Annotated in this window: 20 protein-coding genes, 2 tRNA genes and 3 rRNA genes; 5 read left to right on the top strand and 20 right to left on the bottom strand. The window is 36.4% G+C overall.

The window, feature by feature from the left end:
• Positions 1-20 precede the first annotated feature (20 nt).
• The 5 genes from NSS86_RS09120 to ilvA are packed head-to-tail and all read left to right on the top strand — an operon-like array spanning position 21 to position 5,839.
• Positions 21-1,550 (top strand): 2-isopropylmalate synthase, encoded by a 1,530-nt coding sequence (locus tag NSS86_RS09120; RefSeq protein WP_000094583.1) that lies wholly within the window; start codon positions 21-23, stop codon positions 1,548-1,550.
• A gap of 2 nt (positions 1,551-1,552) precedes the next feature.
• Positions 1,553-2,599, top strand: coding sequence for a 3-isopropylmalate dehydrogenase (gene leuB, locus NSS86_RS09125; RefSeq protein ID WP_000221945.1), 1,047 nt, complete (start codon positions 1,553-1,555; stop codon positions 2,597-2,599).
• Positions 2,600-2,612: 13 nt separating this feature from the next.
• Positions 2,613-3,983 carry a 3-isopropylmalate dehydratase large subunit gene (leuC, locus tag NSS86_RS09130; protein ID WP_000531835.1) on the top strand — a complete coding sequence of 457 codons (1,371 nt, stop codon included), beginning with the start codon at positions 2,613-2,615 and terminating at the stop codon, positions 3,981-3,983.
• A complete protein-coding gene (gene leuD / locus NSS86_RS09135) occupies positions 3,984-4,556 on the top strand; it encodes a 3-isopropylmalate dehydratase small subunit (RefSeq protein ID WP_000718953.1) in 573 nt (190 codons plus the stop codon).
• Positions 4,557-4,570: 14 nt separating this feature from the next.
• On the top strand, positions 4,571-5,839 hold the full coding sequence (ilvA, locus tag NSS86_RS09140) for a threonine ammonia-lyase IlvA (RefSeq protein ID WP_000216855.1): 1,269 nt from the start codon (positions 4,571-4,573) through the stop codon (positions 5,837-5,839).
• A 721-nt stretch (positions 5,840-6,560) separates the two neighbouring features.
• Here ilvA and rrf read toward each other — a convergent pair.
• The 20 genes from rrf to kdpB form a co-directional block, all read right to left on the bottom strand.
• Positions 6,561-6,675: ribosomal RNA gene (gene rrf / locus NSS86_RS09145) — 5S ribosomal RNA — on the bottom strand.
• Positions 6,676-6,747: 72 nt separating this feature from the next.
• Positions 6,748-9,670: ribosomal RNA gene (locus tag NSS86_RS09150) — 23S ribosomal RNA — on the bottom strand.
• 471 nt (positions 9,671-10,141) lie between these two features.
• Positions 10,142-11,693: ribosomal RNA gene (locus tag NSS86_RS09155) — 16S ribosomal RNA — on the bottom strand.
• The 16S, 23S and 5S rRNA genes sit together here with 2 tRNA genes alongside, the layout of an rRNA operon.
• Before the next feature lie 118 nt (positions 11,694-11,811).
• Positions 11,812-11,885 (bottom strand) — tRNA-Gly (locus NSS86_RS09160).
• A gap of 21 nt (positions 11,886-11,906) precedes the next feature.
• Positions 11,907-11,989: transfer RNA gene (locus tag NSS86_RS09165), tRNA-Leu, on the bottom strand.
• A 646-nt stretch (positions 11,990-12,635) separates the two neighbouring features.
• A complete protein-coding gene (locus tag NSS86_RS09170) occupies positions 12,636-13,091 on the bottom strand; it encodes a SprT family protein (protein WP_001058111.1) in 456 nt (151 codons plus the stop codon).
• On the bottom strand, positions 13,084-15,234 hold the full coding sequence (locus NSS86_RS09175; RefSeq protein ID WP_000370130.1) for a Tex family protein: 2,151 nt from the start codon (positions 15,232-15,234) through the stop codon (positions 13,084-13,086). The genes NSS86_RS09170 and NSS86_RS09175 overlap by 8 nt, the downstream gene beginning before the upstream one ends.
• 433 nt (positions 15,235-15,667) lie before the next feature.
• On the bottom strand, positions 15,668-16,438 hold the full coding sequence (gene sigB / locus NSS86_RS09180) for an RNA polymerase sigma factor SigB (RefSeq protein ID WP_001041111.1): 771 nt from the start codon (positions 16,436-16,438) through the stop codon (positions 15,668-15,670).
• Positions 16,413-16,892 carry an anti-sigma B factor RsbW gene (gene rsbW / locus NSS86_RS09185; RefSeq protein ID WP_001190829.1) on the bottom strand — a complete coding sequence of 160 codons (480 nt, stop codon included), beginning with the start codon at positions 16,890-16,892 and terminating at the stop codon, positions 16,413-16,415. The genes sigB and rsbW overlap by 26 nt, the downstream gene beginning before the upstream one ends.
• 1 nt (position 16,893) lies before the next feature.
• Positions 16,894-17,220 carry an anti-sigma factor antagonist gene (locus NSS86_RS09190; protein WP_001052491.1) on the bottom strand — a complete coding sequence of 109 codons (327 nt, stop codon included), beginning with the start codon at positions 17,218-17,220 and terminating at the stop codon, positions 16,894-16,896.
• Positions 17,221-17,338: 118 nt separating this feature from the next.
• Positions 17,339-18,340 (bottom strand): PP2C family protein-serine/threonine phosphatase, encoded by a 1,002-nt coding sequence (locus NSS86_RS09195; protein ID WP_000390829.1) that lies wholly within the window; start codon positions 18,338-18,340, stop codon positions 17,339-17,341.
• A gap of 349 nt (positions 18,341-18,689) precedes the next feature.
• Positions 18,690-19,052, bottom strand: coding sequence for a type II toxin-antitoxin system PemK/MazF family toxin (locus NSS86_RS09200; protein WP_000621175.1), 363 nt, complete (start codon positions 19,050-19,052; stop codon positions 18,690-18,692).
• Positions 19,049-19,219, bottom strand: a complete 171-nt coding sequence (gene mazE / locus NSS86_RS09205; protein ID WP_000948331.1) for a type II toxin-antitoxin system antitoxin MazE — start codon at positions 19,217-19,219, stop codon at positions 19,049-19,051. Before mazE ends, NSS86_RS09200 begins: the two co-directional genes overlap by 4 nt.
• An 84-nt stretch (positions 19,220-19,303) precedes the next feature.
• Positions 19,304-20,452 (bottom strand): alanine racemase, encoded by a 1,149-nt coding sequence (gene alr / locus NSS86_RS09210; RefSeq protein ID WP_001281152.1) that lies wholly within the window; start codon positions 20,450-20,452, stop codon positions 19,304-19,306.
• A 65-nt stretch (positions 20,453-20,517) separates the two neighbouring features.
• The gene (gene acpS, locus NSS86_RS09215) at positions 20,518-20,877 is read right to left on the bottom strand and encodes a holo-ACP synthase (RefSeq protein ID WP_000581197.1); all 360 of its coding nucleotides are present in this window, start codon (positions 20,875-20,877) and stop codon (positions 20,518-20,520) included.
• A 3-nt stretch (positions 20,878-20,880) separates the two neighbouring features.
• Complete coding sequence (locus NSS86_RS09220) at positions 20,881-21,372, bottom strand: PH domain-containing protein (protein WP_001205912.1); 492 nt, start codon at positions 21,370-21,372, stop codon at positions 20,881-20,883.
• Positions 21,359-22,942 carry a PH domain-containing protein gene (locus tag NSS86_RS09225; RefSeq protein ID WP_001294626.1) on the bottom strand — a complete coding sequence of 528 codons (1,584 nt, stop codon included), beginning with the start codon at positions 22,940-22,942 and terminating at the stop codon, positions 21,359-21,361. The genes NSS86_RS09220 and NSS86_RS09225 overlap by 14 nt, the downstream gene beginning before the upstream one ends.
• On the bottom strand, positions 22,935-23,414 hold the full coding sequence (locus NSS86_RS09230; protein WP_001287087.1) for a PH domain-containing protein: 480 nt from the start codon (positions 23,412-23,414) through the stop codon (positions 22,935-22,937). The genes NSS86_RS09225 and NSS86_RS09230 overlap by 8 nt, the downstream gene beginning before the upstream one ends.
• Before the next feature lie 207 nt (positions 23,415-23,621).
• Entirely contained in the window at positions 23,622-24,182 is a 561-nt protein-coding gene (locus NSS86_RS09235) for a K(+)-transporting ATPase subunit C (protein WP_001092411.1), read from the bottom strand.
• A gap of 19 nt (positions 24,183-24,201) precedes the next feature.
• On the bottom strand, positions 24,202-26,229 hold the full coding sequence (gene kdpB / locus NSS86_RS09240; RefSeq protein WP_000546611.1) for a potassium-transporting ATPase subunit KdpB: 2,028 nt from the start codon (positions 26,227-26,229) through the stop codon (positions 24,202-24,204).
• Positions 26,230-26,247 lie beyond the last annotated feature (18 nt).

Genomic DNA, 26,247 nt, shown 5'->3' on the forward strand with positions numbered 1-26,247 from the left:
ACAATGAGGAGTTGTTAAATATGAGTAGTCATATTCAAATTTTTGATACGACACTAAGAGACGGTGAACAAACACCAGGAGTGAATTTTACTTTTGATGAACGCTTGCGTATTGCATTGCAATTAGAAAAATGGGGTGTAGATGTTATTGAAGCTGGATTTCCTGCTTCAAGTACAGGTAGCTTTAAATCTGTTCAAGCAATTGCACAAACATTAACAACAACGGCTGTATGTGGTTTAGCTAGATGTAAAAAATCTGACATCGATGCTGTATATGAAGCAACAAAAGATGCAGCGAAGCCGGTCGTGCATGTTTTTATAGCAACATCACCTATTCATCTTGAACATAAACTTAAAATGTCTCAAGAAGACGTTTTAGCATCTATTAAAGAACATGTCACATACGCGAAACAATTATTTGACGTTGTTCAATTTTCACCTGAAGATGCAACGCGTACTGAATTACCATTCTTAGTGAAATGTGTACAAACTGCCGTTGACGCTGGAGCTACAGTTATTAATATTCCTGATACAGTCGGCTACAGTTACCATGATGAATATGCACATATTTTCAAAACCTTAACAGAATCTGTAACATCTTCAAATGAAATTATTTATAGTGCTCATTGCCATGACGATTTAGGAATGGCTGTTTCAAATAGTTTAGCTGCAATTGAAGGCGGTGCGAGACGAATTGAAGGCACTGTAAATGGTATTGGTGAACGAGCAGGTAATGCAGCACTTGAAGAAGTCGCGCTTGCACTATACGTTCGAAATGATCATTATGGTGCTCAAACTGCCCTTAATCTCGAAGAAACTAAAAAAACATCGGATTTAATTTCAAGATATGCAGGTATTCGAGTGCCTAGAAATAAAGCAATTGTTGGCCAAAATGCATTTAGTCATGAATCAGGTATTCACCAAGATGGCGTATTAAAACATCGTGAAACATATGAAATTATGACACCTCAACTTGTTGGTGTAAGCACGACTGAACTTCCATTAGGAAAATTATCTGGTAAACACGCCTTCTCAGAGAAGTTAAAAGCATTAGGTTATAACATTGATAAAGAAGCGCAAATAGATTTATTTAAACAATTCAAGACCATTGCGGACAAAAAGAAATCTGTTTCAGATAGAGATATTCATGCGATTATTCAAGGTTCTGAGCATGAGCATCAAGCACTTTATAAATTGGAAACACTACAACTACAATATGTCTCTAGCGGCCTTCAAAGTGCTGTTGTTGTTGTTAAAGATAAAGAGGGTCATATTTACCAGGATTCAAGTATTGGTACTGGTTCAATCGTAGCAATTTACAATGCAGTTGATCGTATTTTCCAGAAAGAAACAGAATTAATTGATTATCGTATTAATTCTGTCACTGAAGGTACTGATGCCCAAGCAGAAGTACATGTAAATTTATTGATTGAAGGTAAGACTGTCAATGGCTTTGGTATTGATCATGATATTTTACAAGCCTCTTGTAAAGCATACGTAGAAGCACATGCTAAATTTGCAGCTGAAAATGTTGAGAAGGTAGGTAATTAATTATGACTTATAACATTGTTGCCCTACCTGGTGATGGAATCGGTCCAGAAATTTTGAACGGATCTCTATCATTGCTTGAAATTATAAGTAATAAATATAACTTTAATTATCAAATAGAGCACCACGAATTTGGTGGTGCCTCTATTGATACATTCGGCGAGCCTTTAACTGAGAAAACCTTAAATGCGTGTAAAAGAGCAGATGCTATTTTACTGGGTGCAATCGGTGGACCTAAATGGACAGATCCTAACAATCGACCAGAACAAGGATTATTAAAATTGCGTAAATCCTTAAATTTATTTGCAAATATTCGCCCCACTACCGTTGTCAAAGGCGCTAGTTCTTTATCACCTTTAAAGGAAGAACGCGTTGAAGGCACAGATTTAGTTATAGTCCGTGAATTGACAAGTGGTATTTATTTTGGAGAACCTAGACATTTTAATAATCACGAGGCCTTAGATTCTCTTACTTATACAAGAGAAGAAATAGAACGCATTGTTCACGTAGCATTTAAATTGGCCGCTTCAAGACGAGGAAAACTAACATCAGTTGATAAAGAAAATGTATTAGCTTCTAGTAAATTGTGGCGCAAAGTCGTAAATGAAGTAAGTCAATTATATCCAGAAGTAACAGTAAATCACTTACTTGTTGATGCTTGTAGTATGCATTTAATCACAAATCCAAAACAATTTGACGTCATCGTATGTGAAAACTTATTTGGCGATATTTTAAGTGATGAAGCTTCAGTGATTCCTGGTTCACTTGGTTTATCACCTTCTGCTAGTTTTAGTAACGATGGTCCAAGATTGTATGAGCCTATTCATGGATCAGCACCAGATATTGCAGGTAAAAACGTTGCCAATCCATTTGGAATGATTCTATCTTTAGCGATGTGTTTACGTGAAAGCTTAAATCAACCAGATGCTGCAGATGAATTAGAACAACATATTTATAACATGATTGAACATGGGCAAACGACAGCAGATTTAGGCGGCAAATTGAATACTACTGATATTTTCGAAATTCTATCTCAAAAATTGAATCACTAAGGGGGAGATGTAAATGGGTCAAACATTATTTGACAAGGTGTGGAACAGACATGTGTTATACGGGAAATTGGGCGAACCGCAACTATTATACATTGATTTACACCTTATACATGAAGTTACTTCTCCTCAAGCATTTGAAGGACTTAGGCTTCAAAACAGAAAATTAAGACGCCCAGATTTAACATTTGCAACACTCGATCACAATGTTCCTACTATTGATATTTTCAATATTAAAGATGAAATTGCAAACAAACAAATCACAACATTACAAAAAAACGCCATAGATTTTGGGGTGCATATTTTTGATATGGGCTCTGATGAACAAGGTATTGTTCACATGGTAGGACCTGAGACAGGACTTACACAGCCCGGCAAAACAATCGTTTGTGGTGACTCTCACACAGCAACACATGGAGCATTTGGTGCTATTGCATTTGGAATTGGAACAAGTGAAGTTGAACATGTTTTCGCAACTCAAACGCTATGGCAAACAAAACCCAAAAACTTAAAAATCGATATTAATGGTACCTTACCAACAGGCGTCTATGCTAAGGACATTATTCTGCATTTAATTAAAACGTATGGTGTTGATTTTGGTACAGGCTATGCTTTGGAATTTACTGGCGAAACAATTAAAAACCTTTCAATGGACGGTCGAATGACTATTTGTAACATGGCTATCGAAGGTAGTGCCAAATACGGCATAATCCAACCTGATGATATAACATTTGAATATGTTAAAGGGAGACCATTTGCCGATAACTTCGCTAAATCAGTTGATAAGTGGCGTGAGCTATATTCTGATGACGACGCGATATTTGATCGTGTAATTGAACTTGATGTTTCAACATTAGAACCACAAGTGACATGGGGAACTAATCCTGAAATGGGTGTTAATTTCAGTGAACCATTCCCTGAAATCAATGATATCAACGATCAACGTGCGTATGATTATATGGGGTTAGAACCAGGTCAAAAAGCTGAAGACATCGACTTAGGGTATGTTTTTCTCGGTTCATGTACAAATGCTAGACTATCAGATTTGATTGAAGCTAGTCATATTGTTAAAGGAAATAAAGTTCATCCAAATATTACAGCTATTGTCGTACCAGGTTCTCGTACAGTAAAAAAAGAAGCAGAAAAATTAGGTCTAGATACTATCTTTAAAAATGCAGGATTTGAATGGCGTGAACCAGGATGTTCAATGTGTTTAGGCATGAATCCTGACCAAGTACCTGAGGGCGTACATTGTGCATCTACAAGTAATCGAAACTTTGAAGGACGACAAGGCAAAGGTGCAAGAACACATTTAGTATCCCCTGCTATGGCAGCAGCAGCAGCTATTCATGGTAAATTTGTGGACGTAAGAAAGGTGGTTGTTTAAATGGCAGCAATCAAACCTATTACAACATATAAAGGTAAAATAGTCCCTCTCTTCAACGACAATATCGATACAGACCAAATCATTCCTAAGGTACACTTAAAGCGTATTTCAAAAAGTGGCTTTGGTCCATTTGCTTTTGATGAATGGCGGTACTTACCTGATGGTTCAGATAATCCTGATTTCAATCCTAACAAACCACAATATAAAGGGGCTTCTATTTTAATTACTGGAGATAATTTTGGATGTGGTTCAAGTCGTGAACATGCTGCTTGGGCTCTTAAGGACTATGGTTTTCATATTATTATTGCAGGAAGTTTCAGTGACATATTTTATATGAATTGCACTAAAAATGCGATGTTGCCTATCGTTTTAGAAAAAAGTGCTCGTGAACATCTTGCACAATATGAGGAAATTGAAATAGATTTACCAAATCAAACTGTGTCATCACCAGACAAGCGTTTCCATTTTGAAATTGATGAAACTTGGAAAAATAAACTTGTAAATGGCTTAGATGACATTGCAATCACCCTACAATATGAATCATTAATAGAAAAATATGAAAAATCACTTTAAGGGAGTTGAATATTATGACAGTCAAAACAACAGTTTCTACGAAAGATATCGATGAAGCATTTTTAAGACTTAAAGATATTGTCAAAGAAACACCTTTACAATTAGACCATTACTTATCTCAAAAGTATGATTGTAAAGTTTATTTAAAACGAGAAGATTTACAATGGGTACGTTCTTTTAAATTAAGAGGTGCTTACAACGCTATTTCTGTTTTATCAGATGAAGCTAAAAGTAAAGGTATTACATGTGCGAGTGCAGGTAATCATGCTCAAGGTGTTGCCTATACAGCTAAAAAACTTAATTTAAACGCTGTTATCTTTATGCCAGTCACTACACCTTTACAAAAGGTAAATCAAGTAAAGTTCTTTGGAAATAGTAACGTTGAAGTTGTACTCACTGGTGATACATTTGATCACTGTTTAGCTGAAGCTTTAACTTATACAAGTGAACATCAAATGAACTTTATAGATCCATTCAATAATGTTCATACAATTTCTGGACAAGGTACGCTTGCTAAAGAAATGCTAGAACAATCAAAGACTGACAATGTTAACTTTGATTATTTATTTGCCGCTATTGGTGGTGGTGGATTAATTTCAGGTATTAGTACTTACTTTAAAACCTATTCACCTACTACGAAAATTATAGGTGTTGAACCTTCAGGTGCAAGTAGTATGTATGAATCTGTTGTCGTAAATAATCAGGTAGTCACATTGCCTAATATCGATAAATTTGTGGACGGTGCATCTGTAGCTAGAGTTGGCGATATTACATTTGAAATTGCAAAAGAAAATGTAGATGATTACGTTCAAGTAGATGAAGGTGCAGTTTGTTCTACGATTTTAGACATGTATTCAAAACAAGCAATTGTAGCAGAACCTGCTGGCGCATTAAGTGTGAGTGCTCTTGAAAACTACAAAGACCACATTAAGGGTAAAACTGTTGTTTGTGTCATTAGTGGTGGTAATAATGATATTAATCGTATGAAGGAAATTGAAGAACGTTCTTTATTATATGAAGAAATGAAACATTATTTTATTTTAAACTTCCCTCAACGCCCTGGTGCATTAAGAGAATTTGTAAATGATGTTTTAGGCCCACAAGACGATATTACAAAATTTGAATACTTAAAAAAATCTTCTCAAAATACAGGTACTGTCATTATTGGTATTCAACTTAAAGATCATGATGATTTAATACAACTCAAACAACGTGTAAATCATTTCGATCCTTCCAATATTTATATTAATGAAAATAAGATGTTATATTCATTGTTAATTTAACACATAGTAAGAAAAACAGTCATAAATTGATTTCTAATTGAAATCATCTTATGACTGCTTTTTATTATACTTTACATTTCTCGTTTCGTCAGATTCAAACGTTTTCACTTCGCCAAGCCATCTTTCTTTGTGTTTGCTTTTATTTTGACGTTTTAGACATAAAAAAAGAGACCTTGCGGTCTCAATGCGGCTCATCGCATCCACTTTTTGCCTGGCAACGTTCTACTCTAGCGGAACGTAAGTTGGCTACCTTCGTCGCTAAGAACCTTTCTTGACTTGTGACAATCGCTTGCTTCTTTCCTCTCCTTCGGCTCTCGCTTACTCATTTAGCTCTACTAAACTCGTTGCACTCTTTTCTCGTTTCGTCAGATTCAAACGTTTTCACTTCGCCAAGCCATCTTTCTTTGTGTTTGCTTTTATTTTGACGTTTTAGACATAAAAAAAGAGACCTTGCGGTCTCAACTTGCCTGGCAACGTTCTACTCTAGCGGAACGTAAGTTTGCTACCATCGTCGCTAAAGACCTTTCTTGACTTGTGACAATCGCTTGCTTCTTTCCTCTCCTTCGGCTCTCGCTTACTCATTTAGCTCTACTAAACTCGTTGCGCTCTTTTCTTGTTTCGTCAGATTCAAACGTTTTCACTTCGCCAAGCCATCTTTCTTTGTGTTTGCTTTTATTTTGACGTTTTAGACATAAAAAAAAGAGACCTGCGGTCTCAACTTGCCTGGCAACGTTCTACTCTAGCGGAACGTAAGTTCGACTACCATCGACGCTAAGGAGCTTAACTTCTGTGTTCGGCATGGGAACAGGTGTGACCTCCTTGCTATAGTCACCAGACATATGAATGTAAATTATACATTCAAAACTAGATAGTAAGTAAAAGTGATTTTGCTTCGCAAAACATTTATTTTGATTAAGTCTTCGATCGATTAGTATTCGTCAGCTCCACATGTCACCATGCTTCCACCTCGAACCTATTAACCTCATCATCTTTGAGGGATCTTATAACCGAAGTTGGGAAATCTCATCTTGAGGGGGGCTTCATGCTTAGATGCTTTCAGCACTTATCCCGTCCACACATAGCTACCCAGCTATGCCGTTGGCACGACAACTGGTACACCAGAGGTATGTCCATCCCGGTCCTCTCGTACTAAGGACAGCTCCTCTCAAATTTCCTACGCCCACGACGGATAGGGACCGAACTGTCTCACGACGTTCTGAACCCAGCTCGCGTACCGCTTTAATGGGCGAACAGCCCAACCCTTGGGACCGACTACAGCCCCAGGATGCGATGAGCCGACATCGAGGTGCCAAACCTCCCCGTCGATGTGAACTCTTGGGGGAGATAAGCCTGTTATCCCCGGGGTAGCTTTTATCCGTTGAGCGATGGCCCTTCCATGCGGAACCACCGGATCACTAAGTCCGTCTTTCGACCCTGCTCGACTTGTAGGTCTCGCAGTCAAGCTCCCTTATGCCTTTACACTCTATGAATGATTTCCAACCATTCTGAGGGAACCTTTGAGCGCCTCCGTTACCTTTTAGGAGGCGACCGCCCCAGTCAAACTGCCCGCCTGACACTGTCTCCCACCACGATAAGTGGTGCGGGTTAGAAAGCCAACACAGCTAGGGTAGTATCCCACCAGCGCCTCCACGTAAGCTAGCGCTCACGTTTCAAAGGCTCCTACCTATCCTGTACAAGCTGTGCCGAATTTCAATATCAGGCTACAGTAAAGCTCCACGGGGTCTTTCCGTCCTGTCGCGGGTAACCTGCATCTTCACAGGTACTATGATTTCACCGAGTCTCTCGTTGAGACAGTGCCCAAATCGTTACGCCTTTCGTGCGGGTCGGAACTTACCCGACAAGGAATTTCGCTACCTTAGGACCGTTATAGTTACGGCCGCCGTTTACTGGGGCTTCGATTCGTAGCTTCGCAGAAGCTAACCACTCCTCTTAACCTTCCAGCACCGGGCAGGCGTCAGCCCCTATACATCACCTTACGGTTTAGCAGAGACCTGTGTTTTTGATAAACAGTCGCTTGGGCCTATTCACTGCGGCTCTTCTGGGCGTTAACCCTAAAGAGCACCCCTTCTCCCGAAGTTACGGGGTCATTTTGCCGAGTTCCTTAACGAGAGTTCGCTCGCTCACCTTAGAATTCTCATCTTGACTACCTGTGTCGGTTTGCGGTACGGGCACCTATTTTCTATCTAGAGGCTTTTCTCGGCAGTGTGAAATCAACGACTCGAAGACACAATGTCTTCTCCCCATCACAGCTCAGCCTTAACGAGTACCGGATTTGCCTAATACTCAGCCTTACTGCTTAGACGTGCAATCCAATCGCACGCTTCGCCTATCCTACTGCGTCCCCCCATCGATTAAAACGATTATAGGTGGTACAGGAATATCAACCTGTTATCCATCGCCTACGCCTGTCGGCCTCAGCTTAGGACCCGACTAACCCAGAGCGGACGAGCCTTCCTCTGGAAACCTTAGTCAATCGGTGGACGGGATTCTCACCCGTCTTTCGCTACTCACACCGGCATTCTCACTTCTAAGCGCTCCACATGTCCTTACGATCATGCTTCAACGCCCTTAGAACGCTCTCCTACCATTGTCCAAAGGACAATCCACAGCTTCGGTAATATGTTTAGCCCCGGTACATTTTCGGCGCAGTGTCACTCGACTAGTGAGCTATTACGCACTCTTTAAATGATGGCTGCTTCTAAGCCAACATCCTAGTTGTCTGGGCAACGCCACATCCTTTTCCACTTAACATATATTTTGGGACCTTAGCTGGTGGTCTGGGCTGTTTCCCTTTCGAACACGGACCTTATCACCCATGTTCTGACTCCCAAGTTAAATTAATTGGCATTCGGAGTTTGTCTGAATTCGGTAACCCGAGAGGGGCCCCTCGTCCAAACAGTGCTCTACCTCCAATAATCATCACTTGAGGCTAGCCCTAAAGCTATTTCGGAGAGAACCAGCTATCTCCAGGTTCGATTGGAATTTCTCCGCTACCCTCAGTTCATCCGCTCACTTTTCAACGTAAGTCGGTTCGGTCCTCCATTCAGTGTTACCTGAACTTCAACCTGACCAAGGGTAGATCACCTGGTTTCGGGTCTACGACCAAATACTAAACGCCCTATTCAGACTCGCTTTCGCTACGGCTCCACATTTACTGCTTAACCTTGCATCAAATCGTAACTCGCCGGTTCATTCTACAAAAGGCACGCCATCACCCATTAACGGGCTCTGACTACTTGTAAGCACACGGTTTCAGGTTCTATTTCACTCCCCTTCCGGGGTGCTTTTCACCTTTCCCTCACGGTACTGGTTCACTATCGGTCACTAGAGAGTATTTAGCCTTAGGAGATGGTCCTCCCAGATTCCGACGGAATTTCACGTGCTCCGTCGTACTCAGGATCCACTCAAGAGAGACAACATTTTCGACTACAGGATTATTACCTTCTTTGATTCATCTTTCCAGATGATTCGTCTAATGTCGTCCTTTGTAACTCCGTATAGAGTGTCCTACAACCCCAACAAGCAAGCTTGTTGGTTTGGGCTCTTCCCGTTTCGCTCGCCGCTACTAAGGGAATCGAATTTTCTTTCTCTTCCTCCGGGTACTAAGATGTTTCAGTTCTCCGGGTGTGCCTTCTGATATGCTATGTATTCACATATCGATAACATGACATAACTCATGCTGGGTTTCCCCATTCGGAAATCTCTGGATCAAAGCTTACTTACAGCTCCCCAAAGCATATCGTCGTTAGTAACGTCCTTCATCGGCTTCTAGTGCCAAGGCATCCACCGTGCGCCCTTAATAACTTAATCTATGTTTCCACCATTTTTATAAGTCAAACGTTAACATGAAGTTACGTTCTTTTATAAAAAGATTTAAACGCGTTATTAATCTTGTGAGTGTTCTTTCGAACACTAGCGATTATTTCTTATGAATTCAAGCTTATTTAAAACTCTTTATTCACTCGGTTTTGCTTGGTAAAATCTATATTTTACTTACTTATCTAGTTTTCAATGTACAATTTCTTTTTAGTCAAGCGCTCGCATACTGCTTTATTTTCAAAAAATCAAATGCTCATTTACAAAAGTAAACTCCGCTTTAATTTTTCTTAATGCATTGTCTGACAATCGCTTTCTTTAAAAAGAATAGATTGTCAAGCGCTCGCATAAGCAATATCACTTTAACCAAAAAATATTTGAATGTTAAATAAACATTCAAAACTGAATACAATATGTCACGTTATTCCGCATCTTCTGAAGAAGATGTTCCGAATATATCCTTAGAAAGGAGGTGATCCAGCCGCACCTTCCGATACGGCTACCTTGTTACGACTTCACCCCAATCATTTGTCCCACCTTCGACGGCTAGCTCCTAAAAGGTTACTCCACCGGCTTCGGGTGTTACAAACTCTCGTGGTGTGACGGGCGGTGTGTACAAGACCCGGGAACGTATTCACCGTAGCATGCTGATCTACGATTACTAGCGATTCCAGCTTCATGTAGTCGAGTTGCAGACTACAATCCGAACTGAGAACAACTTTATGGGATTTGCTTGACCTCGCGGTTTCGCTGCCCTTTGTATTGTCCATTGTAGCACGTGTGTAGCCCAAATCATAAGGGGCATGATGATTTGACGTCATCCCCACCTTCCTCCGGTTTGTCACCGGCAGTCAACTTAGAGTGCCCAACTTAATGATGGCAACTAAGCTTAAGGGTTGCGCTCGTTGCGGGACTTAACCCAACATCTCACGACACGAGCTGACGACAACCATGCACCACCTGTCACTTTGTCCCCCGAAGGGGAAGGCTCTATCTCTAGAGTTGTCAAAGGATGTCAAGATTTGGTAAGGTTCTTCGCGTTGCTTCGAATTAAACCACATGCTCCACCGCTTGTGCGGGTCCCCGTCAATTCCTTTGAGTTTCAACCTTGCGGTCGTACTCCCCAGGCGGAGTGCTTAATGCGTTAGCTGCAGCACTAAGGGGCGGAAACCCCCTAACACTTAGCACTCATCGTTTACGGCGTGGACTACCAGGGTATCTAATCCTGTTTGATCCCCACGCTTTCGCACATCAGCGTCAGTTACAGACCAGAAAGTCGCCTTCGCCACTGGTGTTCCTCCATATCTCTGCGCATTTCACCGCTACACATGGAATTCCACTTTCCTCTTCTGCACTCAAGTTTTCCAGTTTCCAATGACCCTCCACGGTTGAGCCGTGGGCTTTCACATCAGACTTAAAAAACCGCCTACGCGCGCTTTACGCCCAATAATTCCGGATAACGCTTGCCACCTACGTATTACCGCGGCTGCTGGCACGTAGTTAGCCGTGGCTTTCTGATTAGGTACCGTCAAGATGTGCACAGTTACTTACACATATGTTCTTCCCTAATAACAGAGTTTTACGATCCGAAGACCTTCATCACTCACGCGGCGTTGCTCCGTCAGGCTTTCGCCCATTGCGGAAGATTCCCTACTGCTGCCTCCCGTAGGAGTCTGGACCGTGTCTCAGTTCCAGTGTGGCCGATCACCCTCTCAGGTCGGCTATGCATCGTTGCCTTGGTAAGCCGTTACCTTACCAACTAGCTAATGCAGCGCGGATCCATCTATAAGTGACAGCAAGACCGTCTTTCACTTTTGAACCATGCGGTTCAAAATATTATCCGGTATTAGCTCCGGTTTCCCGAAGTTATCCCAGTCTTATAGGTAGGTTATCCACGTGTTACTCACCCGTCCGCCGCTAACATCAGAGAAGCAAGCTTCTCGTCCGTTCGCTCGACTTGCATGTATTAGGCACGCCGCCAGCGTTCATCCTGAGCCAGGATCAAACTCTCCATAAAAATTATGATGTTTGATTAGCTCATAAATACTAAATAATGTTTGTAACTTATAGTTACGTTTTTGGAATTAACGTTGACATATTGTCATTCAGTTTTCAATGTTCATTAAAATTATCTATGGAGCGGGTGATGGGAATCGAACCCACAACATCAGCTTGGAAGGCTGAGGTTTTGCCATTAAACTACACCCGCTTATTTAATTAAGAATTTTGATGCGGCCGAGAGGACTTGAACCTCCACGGGATTTCTCCCACTAGGCCCTCAACCTAGCGCGTCTGCCATTCCGCCACGACCGCGGATATAGGCATTTAAAACATCTTCGTTTTTCAGAACGTTATTTATTATATTATGTTTTAAAATATTTGTCAATAACTTTTAATCGTTTTTTTACAATAAATTAATTTGTGTTATCAGTTGTTAACACAATGCTATTTATAATAAAACATTAAGAACTTATTGTCAACATATTTTATAAATTAAATTTAGAATTGACTGTCTTTCAAATCAAAGTTTATTTAATTTGTTCTTTTTTAAGGAACGTGTTTAATCATACTAACTATAAGCTGTACAGTCAATAGAAAAGTTCAATCAAAATGTCATTAAAAATGTATAATTATCTTTTGTGCTACTTTAAAGCTTTAATTGGGTAAAGTTTATATATTATTTATTACTAAAATACGTCAAGATTTTTAATCTAATCAATTTAATTTCATCCTATCAAGTCACAATTTATGCCATTACCTATATCATAAGTAGAAAAGCCGAGATTGCGAAGTATTAAATTACGACAATCTCGGCTTTAAACATTTTATAAACACAATTTCTTCTTATTCAATTACTATGTTTACCAATCAAAATAACTCACTGATAAATTCTATAGAAATTCCATACAACTCATAAATAATCTTACATATACACGAATTAGCTCTATTTGTATTGTACTTATTTCAATTGTCTTTTCATTCTTAATTTTCCATTGCAATGTCCGCAACGCATACGATTCGTATCAACTTTACGGATACGTATATATTTTGCATGACATTTAGTACAATAATATTCATAATTCGCCCGTTGTTGATAGCTTTCAATGCTGTTACAAAATCTAGGCGCTCCAACCTGTTGGCTCAATCGTTTAAAATCTTGATCTTTATGTTGATAACCTTTACCAGCAATATGCAAGTGATAATGACACAATTCGTGCAGTATAATTTTTACAACAGCATCTTCTCCATAATGCTCATATTGTTTTGGATTAATTTCAATATCATGGGACTTTAAAAGATAACGTCCGCCTGTTGTACGTAACCTTTTATTAAAATATGCACAATGTCGAAACGTACGTCCAAATTTTTCTTCCGAAAGGTTCTCAACCATTCGCTGAAGTTTGTCATTATTCATGTGGATCAATCATCGTTAATGATACTTTGTCTTTATTTTTGTCAATACTGTAAACCCAAACGTCAACGATATCACCAACACTGACAATATCCATTGGATTTTTTACGAACTTCTTAGAAAGTTTCGAAACATGGACAAGTCCATCTTGTTTAACACCTATATCTACAAATGCTCCAAAATCTACTACATTTCTAACTGTGCCACTCAATTTCATTCCTTCTTTTAAATCTTCAATTGATAGCACATCGGATTTAAGGATTGGTGTATCAAACTCGTCCCTTGGGTCTCGATTAGGTGCTTTCAAGGATTTAATAATATCCTCTAATGTAGGTACACCGACTTGTAATTCAATCGCCAGTTCATCCATATCCAATGAATTTAATTTAGCTTTTAATGCATCACTACCTAAATCATTGCCACCAAATCCGAGTTTATCTAATAACTGATACGTTACTTTATAGCTTTCGGGATGAATCGATGTATTATCCAATGGTTCTGAACCGTCTACTATTCTTAAAAATCCTATACTCTGCTCAAAAGTTTTAGCACCCAAACGCTTAATCTTGCTTAACTCTTTATTATGCTTTATTGCGCCATTTTCTTCTCTATATGCAATTATATTTTTAGCAATTTGCGAACTTAGACCAGACACATATTGTAATAATGATGATGATGCTGTATTGACATCAACACCTACTTGGTTAACTGCTGTTTCAACAACGAAAGTTAATGCATTTTCTAGTGCTTTTTGATTAACATCATGCTGGTATTGTCCGACACCAATAGATTTAGGATCGATTTTAACTAATTCACTTAATGGATCTTGAACGCGTCGTCCAATTGATACGGCACTTCTTTCTTCCACTTGAAAATCAGGAAATTCATCTCTAGCAATTTCTGATGCTGAGTATACTGAAGCGCCCGCTTCATTGACAATGATGAATTGTACTGGCAACTGATGCTTTTTAATTAAATCTGCAACAAATTGTTCTGTTTCACGACTTGCAGTACCATTGCCAATTGCAATTAATTGCACATCATACGCTTTAACCATTTGTACAAAATCCTTCTCTGCTGCCTCTTTTTTAGAAACTGGTGGATGCGGATAAATCACACCTTTTGCTATAAAAGTACCGAATGGGTTAATGACTGCTAATTTACAACCTGTTCTAAATGCTGGATCTACGCCTAATATTTGTTTACCTTTCATTGGAGGTTGCAGTAATAGATTTCTTAAGTTTTCACTAAAAACATCTATTGCATGATTTTCAGCTTTTTCAGTTAAATCAGCATGGATTTCACGCTCTATCGAAGGGACAATTAAGCGTTTCAAGCTATCTTTAATCGCCTCTAAAATATAACTGCGATTTACATTATTATGATTGATTTCTTGACGTGCAATGAAATCCTCTACTGATGTCGTATCGAATTCAAACTTTACAGATAATACTTTCTCTTTTTCACCACGATTAACAGCTAAAACTCTATGATTAGCAATGCGTTTAATTGGCTCACTATATGCATAGTACATTTCAAAAATACCTTTTTCATCTTCAGCATTTTTCTTTTTAGATGTAGTTAACACACTTTGATGATACATATCTTTTAAAATTTTTGTTCTATATTTAGGATTATCTGAAATTTGTTCCGCAATAATATCTTGTGCACCTTTGATAGCATCTTCAACCGATTGCACTTCTTCATTTATAAATTGTTGTGCTTTTTCTTCAATTGAGACTTCATGTTTACGTGCCTTCATCCATATCGCTAATGGCTCTAACCCTTTACGTTTCGCCTCAGTTGCCCTTGTCTTTTTCTTTTGTTTAAAAGGCCTATATAGGTCTTCAACACGTTGTAATTTGTTCTGTTTTAAAATATCCTTCTTTAATTCCTCAGTAAGTAATCCTTGCTGTTCTATATTTTTGATAACTTCTTCTTTACGTTTTTGTAAATTGACCATATATTGGTATTCGTCATCAATTTGCTTTATTTGAACTTCATCTAGTCCACCAGTTTGCTCTTTTCGATACCTCGCAATAAATGGTACTGTATTTTTTTCTTCTAGCAGTGTTAATACTGCTTCAATTTGTTTTTTACTAAATTGATATTTCTCTATGATTGAATTAATCAATTGATTGTCCATTTACTTAACCCACACTTTTTCTTAAATTTACTCATTTATTTTAACATATTCTAAAATACTTCTATTAAGGTATGATACTTAATGTAATTTTCACTTCCAAAACATTTAAAACGAATTATTAGGTCATACTATATTTTAAAACGCACTAAGATTATTGAAAATGACACACCATCATTTCTAAATTTCATAATCTAAGACTACTTTTTTTATTCTAATAGCAATCCACCTATTTAAAACGACAATTAGATATCTTCTTCACTTAAATTATTAATACTATATCGCGACATTTATGTGGATACACATTAAACTACGTTAATAATGTATTAATTCGAAAATCTTAATTAAATTAAAAATACCCCTCGATTTCAATTTAATAATCAAGGGATAATTATATGGATTTTTCATTATAAAACGTATCATTAATAAGCAAATTCTATTTATGTGCTGCTTCTTGTAATTTCTTAATTGCCGTTCTCTGAAGTCGTGATACATGCATTTGACTTAAACCGATACGCTCACCTGTCTCTTTTTGACTCAATCCTTCAATAAACGTACATTGTATGATTTCTCGTTCGCGATCAGATAATATAGGTAATATTTTTTCTAAAATCATACGTTTTTCAGTTAAGTCATAATGGTCATCTTGTTGCCCCATAATATCTAATAGCGTAACAGTTGAACCATCTTTATCAGCTTCAATGGAATGATCAACACTTAACGCATTATAACTTTGTCCCATTTCCATTGCTTCTAACACTTCTTCTTCTGAGACTTCTAATCGATTAGCTATTTCACTGATAGAAGGTGAACGCTCTAATTCAGCGGTTAGTTCATCGCTCACTTTTTTGATTCTTGGCCCAATTTCTTTAATACGTCTCGGAACATGTACACTCCAAGTTTTATCTCGTAGATATCTTTTGATTTCACCGATTACAGTAGGTACTAAAAAGGCTTCAAACTTCCGTTCAAAGGACATATCGAATCTATTTATGGCACCTATTAAACCAACCATACCAACTTGAACTAAATCTTCGTGATGTGATTGTCCTTTAGAATATTTATATGCCAATGACTCAATTAGTTTTTGGTAATGTTTAACTAACTTATCCTGTGCATCTGTATTCTTATTTTCTTGGTGTTCTTTAATCCATTGGTTAATTTGCTCAGGTGAAACTTCATTAGCTGATTTCGACTCTTTCGCCATTATTTCGCACCTGCTCTTTTTTTATATACTTAGTCATACTGATTGTCACACCAGATTCTTTATATACTGTGACTTCATCCATTAAAGATTCGATTAAAAATAAACCTAGGCCACCTTCGCGTAAAAAGTCTATATTTTCGTCTTTATCGTAAGGACCTATTTTTGATTTAGTTGTTTCATAATCAAAACTGTCACCTTTATCAGAAATAACAATTTTAATTTTATCTTCTAAAATTTCAAAATATATGTTAATAATGCCCACATTGTTATTTTCTTTGTATGCATGTTTAACTGCATTTGTCACAGCTTCACTAACTGCAATCTTGGCATCTTCAATATCATCATATGTAGCACCAGCTCTCGAAAAAACGCCAGAAAGTGTTAAACGAATTAAACTTACATACTCTGCCGATGCTGGCACGCGCATTTCGATAAAATCTTCTTTAGATTGCATGTTATTCGACCTCCGTTCCTTCATTAACATGCATTAAATCCTTAAGACCAGTAATTTCAAATAGTCTACCGATACGATCTGACACACCTAAAATGTATAGTTCTTTATCATTTTGGTTTAATGCTTTTAATGTACCTACGAATAAACCTAAACCTGTCGAATCCATATAACTCACATTTTCTAAATTAACATAAATATCACGAGTTCCATCTTGTCTCATAGGTGTTAAAACCTCTTCTAATTCAGGCACAGTATAAACATCTAATTCTCCACCGACTTTAACTTCGTAAAATTTATCTTGAGTGGTTGTTTCTATATTAAGATTCATTTCATTACACTCCTACTTATTAAAAATATTTATCTTCATTTTAAGCGCTGTATCCACCATATTTATATTTCAAATTATTATATACCCATCGAAATAATTTCTAATCTTCTTTTTTAAATTAATTTACTCTTTTTATAATCAAAATAGTCATATCATCTTTTTTATTTGGGTTTTGAAGCTTTAAAATTGCTTCATAGATAATTTGAACAATATCTTGTGGGTGCATATGTTTATGTTTTTTAATATATTCTAAAAGTTTTTGTTTATCTATAAAGGTACCTTCACTATTTCTAGCTTCAGTCACACCATCCGTTAAAATGATAATTAAATCATCAAGGTATATAGGAATTTCTTGTTGTTGATATCGTGTTTGTGAACTGATTCCTAACACTCTACCTCTAACTGAAATTTCTTCAAATTCTTCTTTTTCAGCGCGATAAATATATCCAGGCTCATGACCAGCTGAACTACAATACAATAAATGGTTCATTTCTTCATATAAACCATAAAACATTGTGACGAACATATTTTGATTAATATTCTTTTCAACAACACGATTTAAACGTTTTAAGCCATCACTCGGTAATTGTGAGTGTCCATAAGAATCCATGCCAAACTTTATCATACTCATTGCTAAAGCAGCTGGTATACCTTTCCCAATGACATCTGCAACAGCAAAGCTCATTGTGCCATCGTTATGGTCAATTAAATTAAAATAATCTCCACTTACTTTTTGTGCTGCCACTGAAATAACGCCAATTTGAATACTATCAAATTGTGGAATATCTGTTTTAAGCATTGTTTGTTGTAAGCTAGAAGCTAAGTCTATCTCTTTATCGTGAACTTGAAGTTTATCTACCAATCTTTGATAATCTCGATAACTATAACCAAAGCCTTTAACGATTTCTTGTAAGACATCTAATGTCTTGAACACATCTTCACGCGTTAAGTTTAACGTCAATATATAGTTTTTGTGAATATCGACAATGTCTTCAGGCAAGACGTCCTTACGAATCACTTCGTCAGTGTATTTCTCACACTTTTTTATCAATTCTACTTTATCTTGGCACGTTAAACTTTCATCAATTAAACCCTTATAATGTTGCTTAAATTCTTCCACGATTAGTTGCCTCCTCACTTCCCTTACAAAGCAAATGCTTAAGCAAGGATAATTATGATTCACTTACTAACATTTATTTAATTGCACTTATCAATTTTGTCGTTTGCAATTTTGCTGTAGATGATACTTTTAAGCTAAAAAAAACTTTAGGATGGAATACCTAAAGCCTAAAAAACTTAAGACATCCTTTTATAATAAAAAATATGAATATCATAACTGGTATTTGCTAAAATCTATGTTTATAAGAAAATTCTTCGTACAGAATTTAGAAATAGTTATAATTATTATAAAGTTATTGTCTTTTATATCAATATTTTATTTATCTCTGAAAAATACATATAATAGACGCCTAATTTTTCTGGTGAGCTACTGCATTCAGCCCTAAACTAATCATTAGTGCATTATCTACTTCTTTCATTTTATCATCGGATAAGTACGTCAGTTTTTCTTTCAATCGTTTTTTATCAAGTGTACGAATTTGTTCTAATAATATAACTGAGTCTTTATCCAATTTATACTTTTTCTTTTCAATCTCTACATGTGTCGGTATTTTCGCTTTATTAATCCTACCAGTTATTGCCGCAACAATAACTGTAGGACTATATTTATTACCAGTATCATTTTGAATTATGACTACAGGTCTGACTCCCCCTTGTTCAGATCCCTGTACTGGTGATAAATCTGCTAAATAAACATCTCCTCGTCTAATCATTCATTCGTTGAATTAGAAGATAAATATGTTTCGTTGCAATCGCATGCTTCACACTCTATCGGAAAAGCTTCGTTCGCTAGGGAGAGATTTAAATCAGCCATTTGTGAATATCCTTCTTTTAAAGATTGTTCTAAGCTATGACTTCTATTTTGACTAAAAGATAACATATGAGAACCTCCAATTGATTCCAAAAGTTATTAAATGACCTTTAATTACTCTAATGATAACAAATTTTATATGCACTGACCATATTATTTTAACAATTCATTTGTTACAAAACGTTGATCACCATCATGATAGATTCGCGGCAAACGTCTCGACAAGTTACAAAGCACTTCATAATTAATAGTATGTTGCTTTTCAGCTACCACCTCTACCGACTGTGGACTTTCTCTATGATTATCTATTAAAATCACCGAATCTCCAGCTTTAACTTGATCTGGCACTTTAACAATTGTCTGATCCATACATACGCGACCAATAACTTCGCATTGATGACCATTTACATTTACAAAGCTACCTTGCATTATGCGTAAATAGCCATCTGCATATCCAATAGGTAACAAAGCTATTGTAGTTGGGTCAGTAGCTGTATAAGTTGCACCATAACTTACAGACTCACCCGCTTGTAGCGTCTTTATTTGAACTACATTAGCAATTAATTGCACACTTGGTTTAAGGTGTACTTTAACTTTTTGCTGTACATACTCTGATGGATAATATCCATAAAGGGAAATTCCTGGTCTTATTGCATTACAGAATTGGCAATCCATTAATAGAGAGCCTGCTGAGTTCTGACAATGTATATATTCAGGTTTAATTGCTTCATTGACCATATCTTTAAAACGTTGATATTGTTCAGTTGTCATATCTCCTGGTTCGTCAGCACAGGCAAAGTGTGTAAACACGCCTTCAAATACAAGTTGCTCATATTGTTGAATGATTTCAATCACTTCTTGATACGTATTAGTATCTTTAATACCTAAACGTCCCATTCCTGTATCTAATTTAATGTGCAACCATAACTTTTTCTCTTGCTCACCAGAAATGTTTTTAATTGCTTCTTTCAACCACTGTTTAGACGGAACCGTTAAGGCAACTCTGTGTTGTATCGCTTTATCAATATCTTTAGCTGGTAACACACCTAAGACTAAAATTTTAGCAGTAATCCCATGCATTCTAAGTTCTATCGCTTCATCTAACGTTGCTACAGCAAAAAATGTGGCGCCATTTTCCATTAAATGACGTGCTACTTTAACACTACCTAGTCCATAGGCATTGGCTTTAACGACAGCCATCACTGTTTTATTTGGATGCAATGTACTGAATACTTTGAAATTTGATGCAACAGCGTTTAAATCTACATTCATATACGCAGATCTATAATATTTATCCGACATATTACTTCCTCCTGTAATTCCCACACGTTTTAAAACTAGATCTTAATTATCATTGTATAACAAATTTAAAATGCTGACTTTTCTAAAACAACTTGGCTCATCGCATAATGCTCAGTGTGTGAGATACTAACATGTACGATGAACCCTTCGTAATCAATCTTTGGTTTGCCAAGTTCGTCGTTGTAACAGTCTATATCGTTAAAAGCTACATGTTTTCCTAAGCCTGTGCCTAATGCTTTACTGAACGCTTCTTTTGTAGCAAACCTGCCAGCTAAAAATTCAATTTTACGTTGCTCATGTGTGAAATTGTTGAATTTGTGCTGTTCATTTTTAGTTAAAATCCGCTCAACCAATTTTGGCTGCTTACTATATAACACTTTTATTCGATCGATTTCGATTAAATCTACACCAATTCCATGTATCATTGATTATTCCTCATTTTTATTGTTTTCTAAATGTCTCTCGTTATTTAACCATCGTTTCAATCTACGTGCTTCACTTCTATCTATTAATTCAATTTCAGCTTGACCACCCGCTGTATAAAGGGTCAAAGTTGCTAATCGATAGCGTCTCATTATAGGACCAACATCGATATCAATATTTTGAATACGAAAATATGGTATTACTTTTTCATCCAAAAATAAAATGCCGTTTCGTACACGCAAATGGTGTTTTTCAAATGCATATCTGCAGTGCTTATATCGATATACTGGCGCTATGACAAGCGTGAAAACAGCAACAAGTAATATTATAATCACACTACTAACAATGGATATATTGTTATCTAATATCTCCCAAAATAGCCAGTTCAAAATATTAAATGCGATTAAAAGTACAAGCGCTATGGGTATCCAAAACAGCACAGCACTTAACCTCATCACTTTTTTAGCGTGTGGTGACATAAAATTATAATCCCTCATCATTTTCACCTCTTAAATACCATGATTTCAATTTATTTGCATCTTCACTTCTTGCGTATTTTAGGTTAATCGATTGGGCTCCCACACCTTTAGCAACAATAAAGCTAAAATTATTTAAATTGTTGCGTTTAAGTAATGTATGTTGCCAAGTGTCAAATCCTATAATGTGATGCGCTTTAAAATAATAAATATTTCGTTTCAATAGCTCGAAATTCTGGATAGTAATTTGTTCTTCTGTCATTTTAAAACCCGCATGTTTGACATAAAGATATCCTTTGATCACAAATAAACCAATAATGACTATTGTTATAATCGTAAATAACAATAATAATTGATTCCAAAAATAACAGCCAATACCTGCCATAGCTATGACAATAATACTAGGTATTAAAAAGTGTCTGTGGAAACCTGACAAAGGCATACCTTCATTAACTTGTTGATAAGATAAATCTGGTACTAAATTCTGGATAATTTGATATGCTTTGTCTCGTTTAATAAACGGCAATATCGGCACACTACCTGAATCATTGTCATCATCTTCGATTTTTTTATTTTCAAAATCACTTGTGATGATAAAATGTATTGCTGTGTAGCCAAATAATCTTCGTATATATGACTGACGTTCAACAACAGCTTGCAATCGTTTCGTTGGTACAGTTACTTTCTTCTTGTTAAAGAGACCATATTCAATTTTAAGTTGCTCATTTTCAAGCATCACCGAAAAGCCATAAAATCTTATCATTGTTATAATCGTTCCAATAATATATGCCACTATTAATACTAGTAAAATGATGATTAATACTGAAATACTTACAATTTGAACCCATTGACTAATTTCATGATTTAGCTTCGACCATGGGATCAACTCTCTTACAGCCCCGTAAATCGGTACTAAAGCTGCTAACGTTACACCAATGGCGCCACTGGTCATTGCCATAAATAGTGATTCTTTAAAATTCATCTGATATATAGGAATGCGTTTATTTTTCTGATTAAGCATACTATCAGTGTTCTGCACTTCATCTAAGCGACCTTCTGCGATGTCTTCCACATTACCTTCAATGTCATGATTACAGTTGTCATTCTTCTCAGCACTAGACTTTTGCGCCACTTCTGTCTTCAACTCTGTTTGCAATTGATCAATATATCGTTCAAGATATTCACCTTGTTTTTTCGAAATAACACTTAAGACAATACCATCACTTGGTGTTTTGATTTGTAAATCCACACCACCAATAATTTGATTGACGACCCCTTGTGTCATATCAACGGACTGAATACGTTTTATATTTAATTCTTTACGCTTTTTATTAAAAATACCTGTTGTTAAAATGAAATAATTATCCTCAATCCAATATCGCGTGTTCATAATTCCGACAATTTGAGAAATGTATGATATTAAAAAGAATACAAATACAATACCTATCCATAAATATGATTCGGGATTCGTATAATCAAAATCTTTCAATTGAAAGATAATGAAAATAAAAAAGACGACTATGTTTTGTTTGATAGCATTGATTATGCCATTAAAATATGAAATCGGATGTAATTTTTGAGGTTCAGACATCACTTTCAACCCCTCTCAAATTCGACATAGTTCTCGCTTCGATTATTTTAACATCGTCATGAGACATCATCGGTAAATAAATAGTATGACCTGCAGTCATAAATCCAACTTTATACAAATTAAGCACTTTACTAATTGGATTAGATTTAATCGACAAGTATTGTAAACGTTCAATTCGACTCGTTTCTTCTTTATATATAAAAAATGATGTACGATATTGTACACTTAGTTGATCAACTTTATAAAAGCGACAATGATATTGCCATAAAGGCTTAATAAATAATTTTAATGTACTCAGAGCACCTAAAACCAACAAAATATAAAGTAAGTAATGTGGCCATTCAAATCTTAACCATATAAAATAAAAAATGACATACACAGCTACACTCAATATAAATTCTAAGCCATTCGTAATGTAGTAATACAACAATGCTGACTTAGGACTCTTAGTCAACTTAGTATAATCTGACATAACCCCTCTCCCCAAATAAAAAATTATACGGATTTATAATCTATTTCATTTTATTTTTATATGATGATAATTATAGCATATGGAATATTTCATGCTAATTTATTCTTCCTAAAGGTACATCTAAAAATTTAATTAAGCAGAAAGTGCTTGAATTGCTAAAAAGACACCATGTTATAATTTTATCAACATGATGCCTTTCATCTATAATCAATCTTTCATCTTATCAAGAGCGATATTTAGTTCAAGCACATTCACATAATCATTTGTTAACACACCACGCTGCTTACGATGTTGAATCAAGTCGGCCACTCTTGAAGTAGATACATGACGAGCATCAGCAATACGAGGTGCTTGCTTCAATGCATTTTCGACCGTAATATGCGGATCTAAGCCCGACCCAGAACTTGTTGCAGCATCTATTGTTACATTTGAATTCCCAAATTTAACATGATGTTTCATGCGTGCTATTAATTCGGTGTTTCCATTCGATTCATTACTTCCACCTGAAGATACGCCGTTTTTATATAATTTTTCAGGATTCATATTATAATCAACTGCACTCGGTCTCCCGTGAAAATATCGTGTCTCTGTCCAGTGCTGTCCAATCAATTTTGATCCAACTATACGATTGTCATACGTAATTAAACTGCCATTTGCTTGTTGATAAAAAAATATTTGACCAATTAACGTGATAGCTAACGGGAATAAAAATCCACATAATACCATAGTTATTATCGTTAAACAAATACTATTTCTTATCGTATTCATGGTACAGGCTCCTTCCTCTTTACACAAAAAATTGTACAATCATATCTATTAATTTAATGCCTAAAAACGGGACGATTAATCCACCTAATCCATAAATCAACATATTATTTATAAAGATTCTATCAATGCTGTAACCCTTTACTTTTACACCTTTCATGGCAATTGGAATTAAGGCAACAATGATTAATGCATTGAATATCAAAGCTGATATAATTGCAGATTTAGGTGACGATAAATGCATAATATTTAGTGAAGTCATTTCTGGAATTGTTGACATCATTAGTGCAGGTAAAATTGCAAAGTATTTTGCTACGTCATTAGCCAAACTAAATGTCGTTAATGCACCTCTCGTCATTAATAATTGTTTGCCTATTTTTACAACCTCTATTAACTTTGTAGGATTCGAATCTAAATCAATTAGATTAGCTGCCTCTTTAGCACTAATTGTCCCTGAGTTCATAGCTAATCCTATATTCGCTTGTGCTAGCGCAGGTGCATCATTTGTACCATCTCCTGTCATCGCAACAATATGGCCTTTCGCTTGTTCATCTTTGATGACTTTAATTTTATCTTCGGGTTTACACTCTGCAACAAATCTATCAACCCCGGCTTCTTTTGCAATTGTAGCTGCTGTTAAAGCATTATCACCTGTACACATAACTGTTTCAATCCCCATTTTTCTCAATTCAGTAAATCGTTCTACAAGACCATCTTTAATCACATCTTTTAAATAAATCACGCCAAGCATGACATTGTTTTCAATGACTATTAATGGTGTGCCACCTTTACTCGATACATCCATACAGAGAGACTCAATGTTAAGAGGAATATTGCCTTGTTGTTGTTTGACAAGATTTATCATACTATTAGGTGCACCTTTGAATACCGATATTTCATTTGTAATGATTCCGCTCATTCTAGTTTCAGCTGTAAAAGGCTTATATGTGCCATCAATGTCTTTAGGCAGCTCATTTATATACATCTGCTTCGCTAATCGTACAATACTTTTTCCTTCTGGCGTATCATCGTAGATTGATGACATATAAGCAGCGACTATCAATTTTTCCAGCATTTGTTGATTCACTGGTAAAAATTCACTAGCGATTCGATTGCCATAAGTGATTGTCCCTGTCTTGTCTAAAATCATTACATCGACATCTCCACATACTTCTACAGCACGCCCACTTTTCGCTAATACATTGAATTGAGTAACACGATCCATGCCTGCAATACCAATCGCCGATAACAAACCACCGATTGTCGTTGGTATTAAACATACTGTTAACGCAATGAGCATCGCAATAGGTAAAATTAAATGCAGGTAAGATGCTATTGGATATAACGTTACAATAACGACTAAAAATATAATTGTTAACGTTGTTAATAATGTAAAAAGTGCAATTTCATTTGGTGTTTTATTTCTTTCCGCCCCTTCAACTAAGGCAATCATTTTATCTAAAAAAGATGTACCCGCTTCACTCTCAACACGTATTTCTAACCAATCAGATGTTACAAGTGTACCGCCAATGACTCCATCAAAATCGCCACCTGATTCTTTTATCACAGGTGCAGACTCACCAGTAATTGCAGATTCATCAACGGTTGCTAATCCATTTATTACAACGCCATCAGCAGGGATTGTTTCTCCATTTTCTACCCGAATATTTTGTCCGGCTTTTAACTCTGTGGCGTTCACTATCCGATACGCACCATTTTCTTCTATCAATCGAGCAGTTAAATTTGATTGTGCTTGTCTTAAACTATCAGCTTGCGCTTTTCCACGACCTTCAGCAAAGGCTTCTGAAAAATTAGCAAACAATATAGTTATTAATAATATGATAAAAATTGTAATCAAATAACCTCGCGATAGATAGCTAGTTCCAAATATGTCAGGAAAACATATTAATATCAACGTTAAAACCATTCCAACCTCAACGACAAACATTATCGGATTTTTTATTAATTGTTTAGGATTCAGCTTATAAAAACTCATTTTCAAAGCTTCTATCACCATTGTTTGATTGAAATATTTATTTACATGATGCATTTTTTCCATCCCTTTACT

This window comes from Staphylococcus sp. FSL W8-0056 (genome assembly GCF_037963075.1).
Classification (GTDB): Bacteria; Bacillota; Bacilli; order Staphylococcales; family Staphylococcaceae; genus Staphylococcus; species Staphylococcus aureus.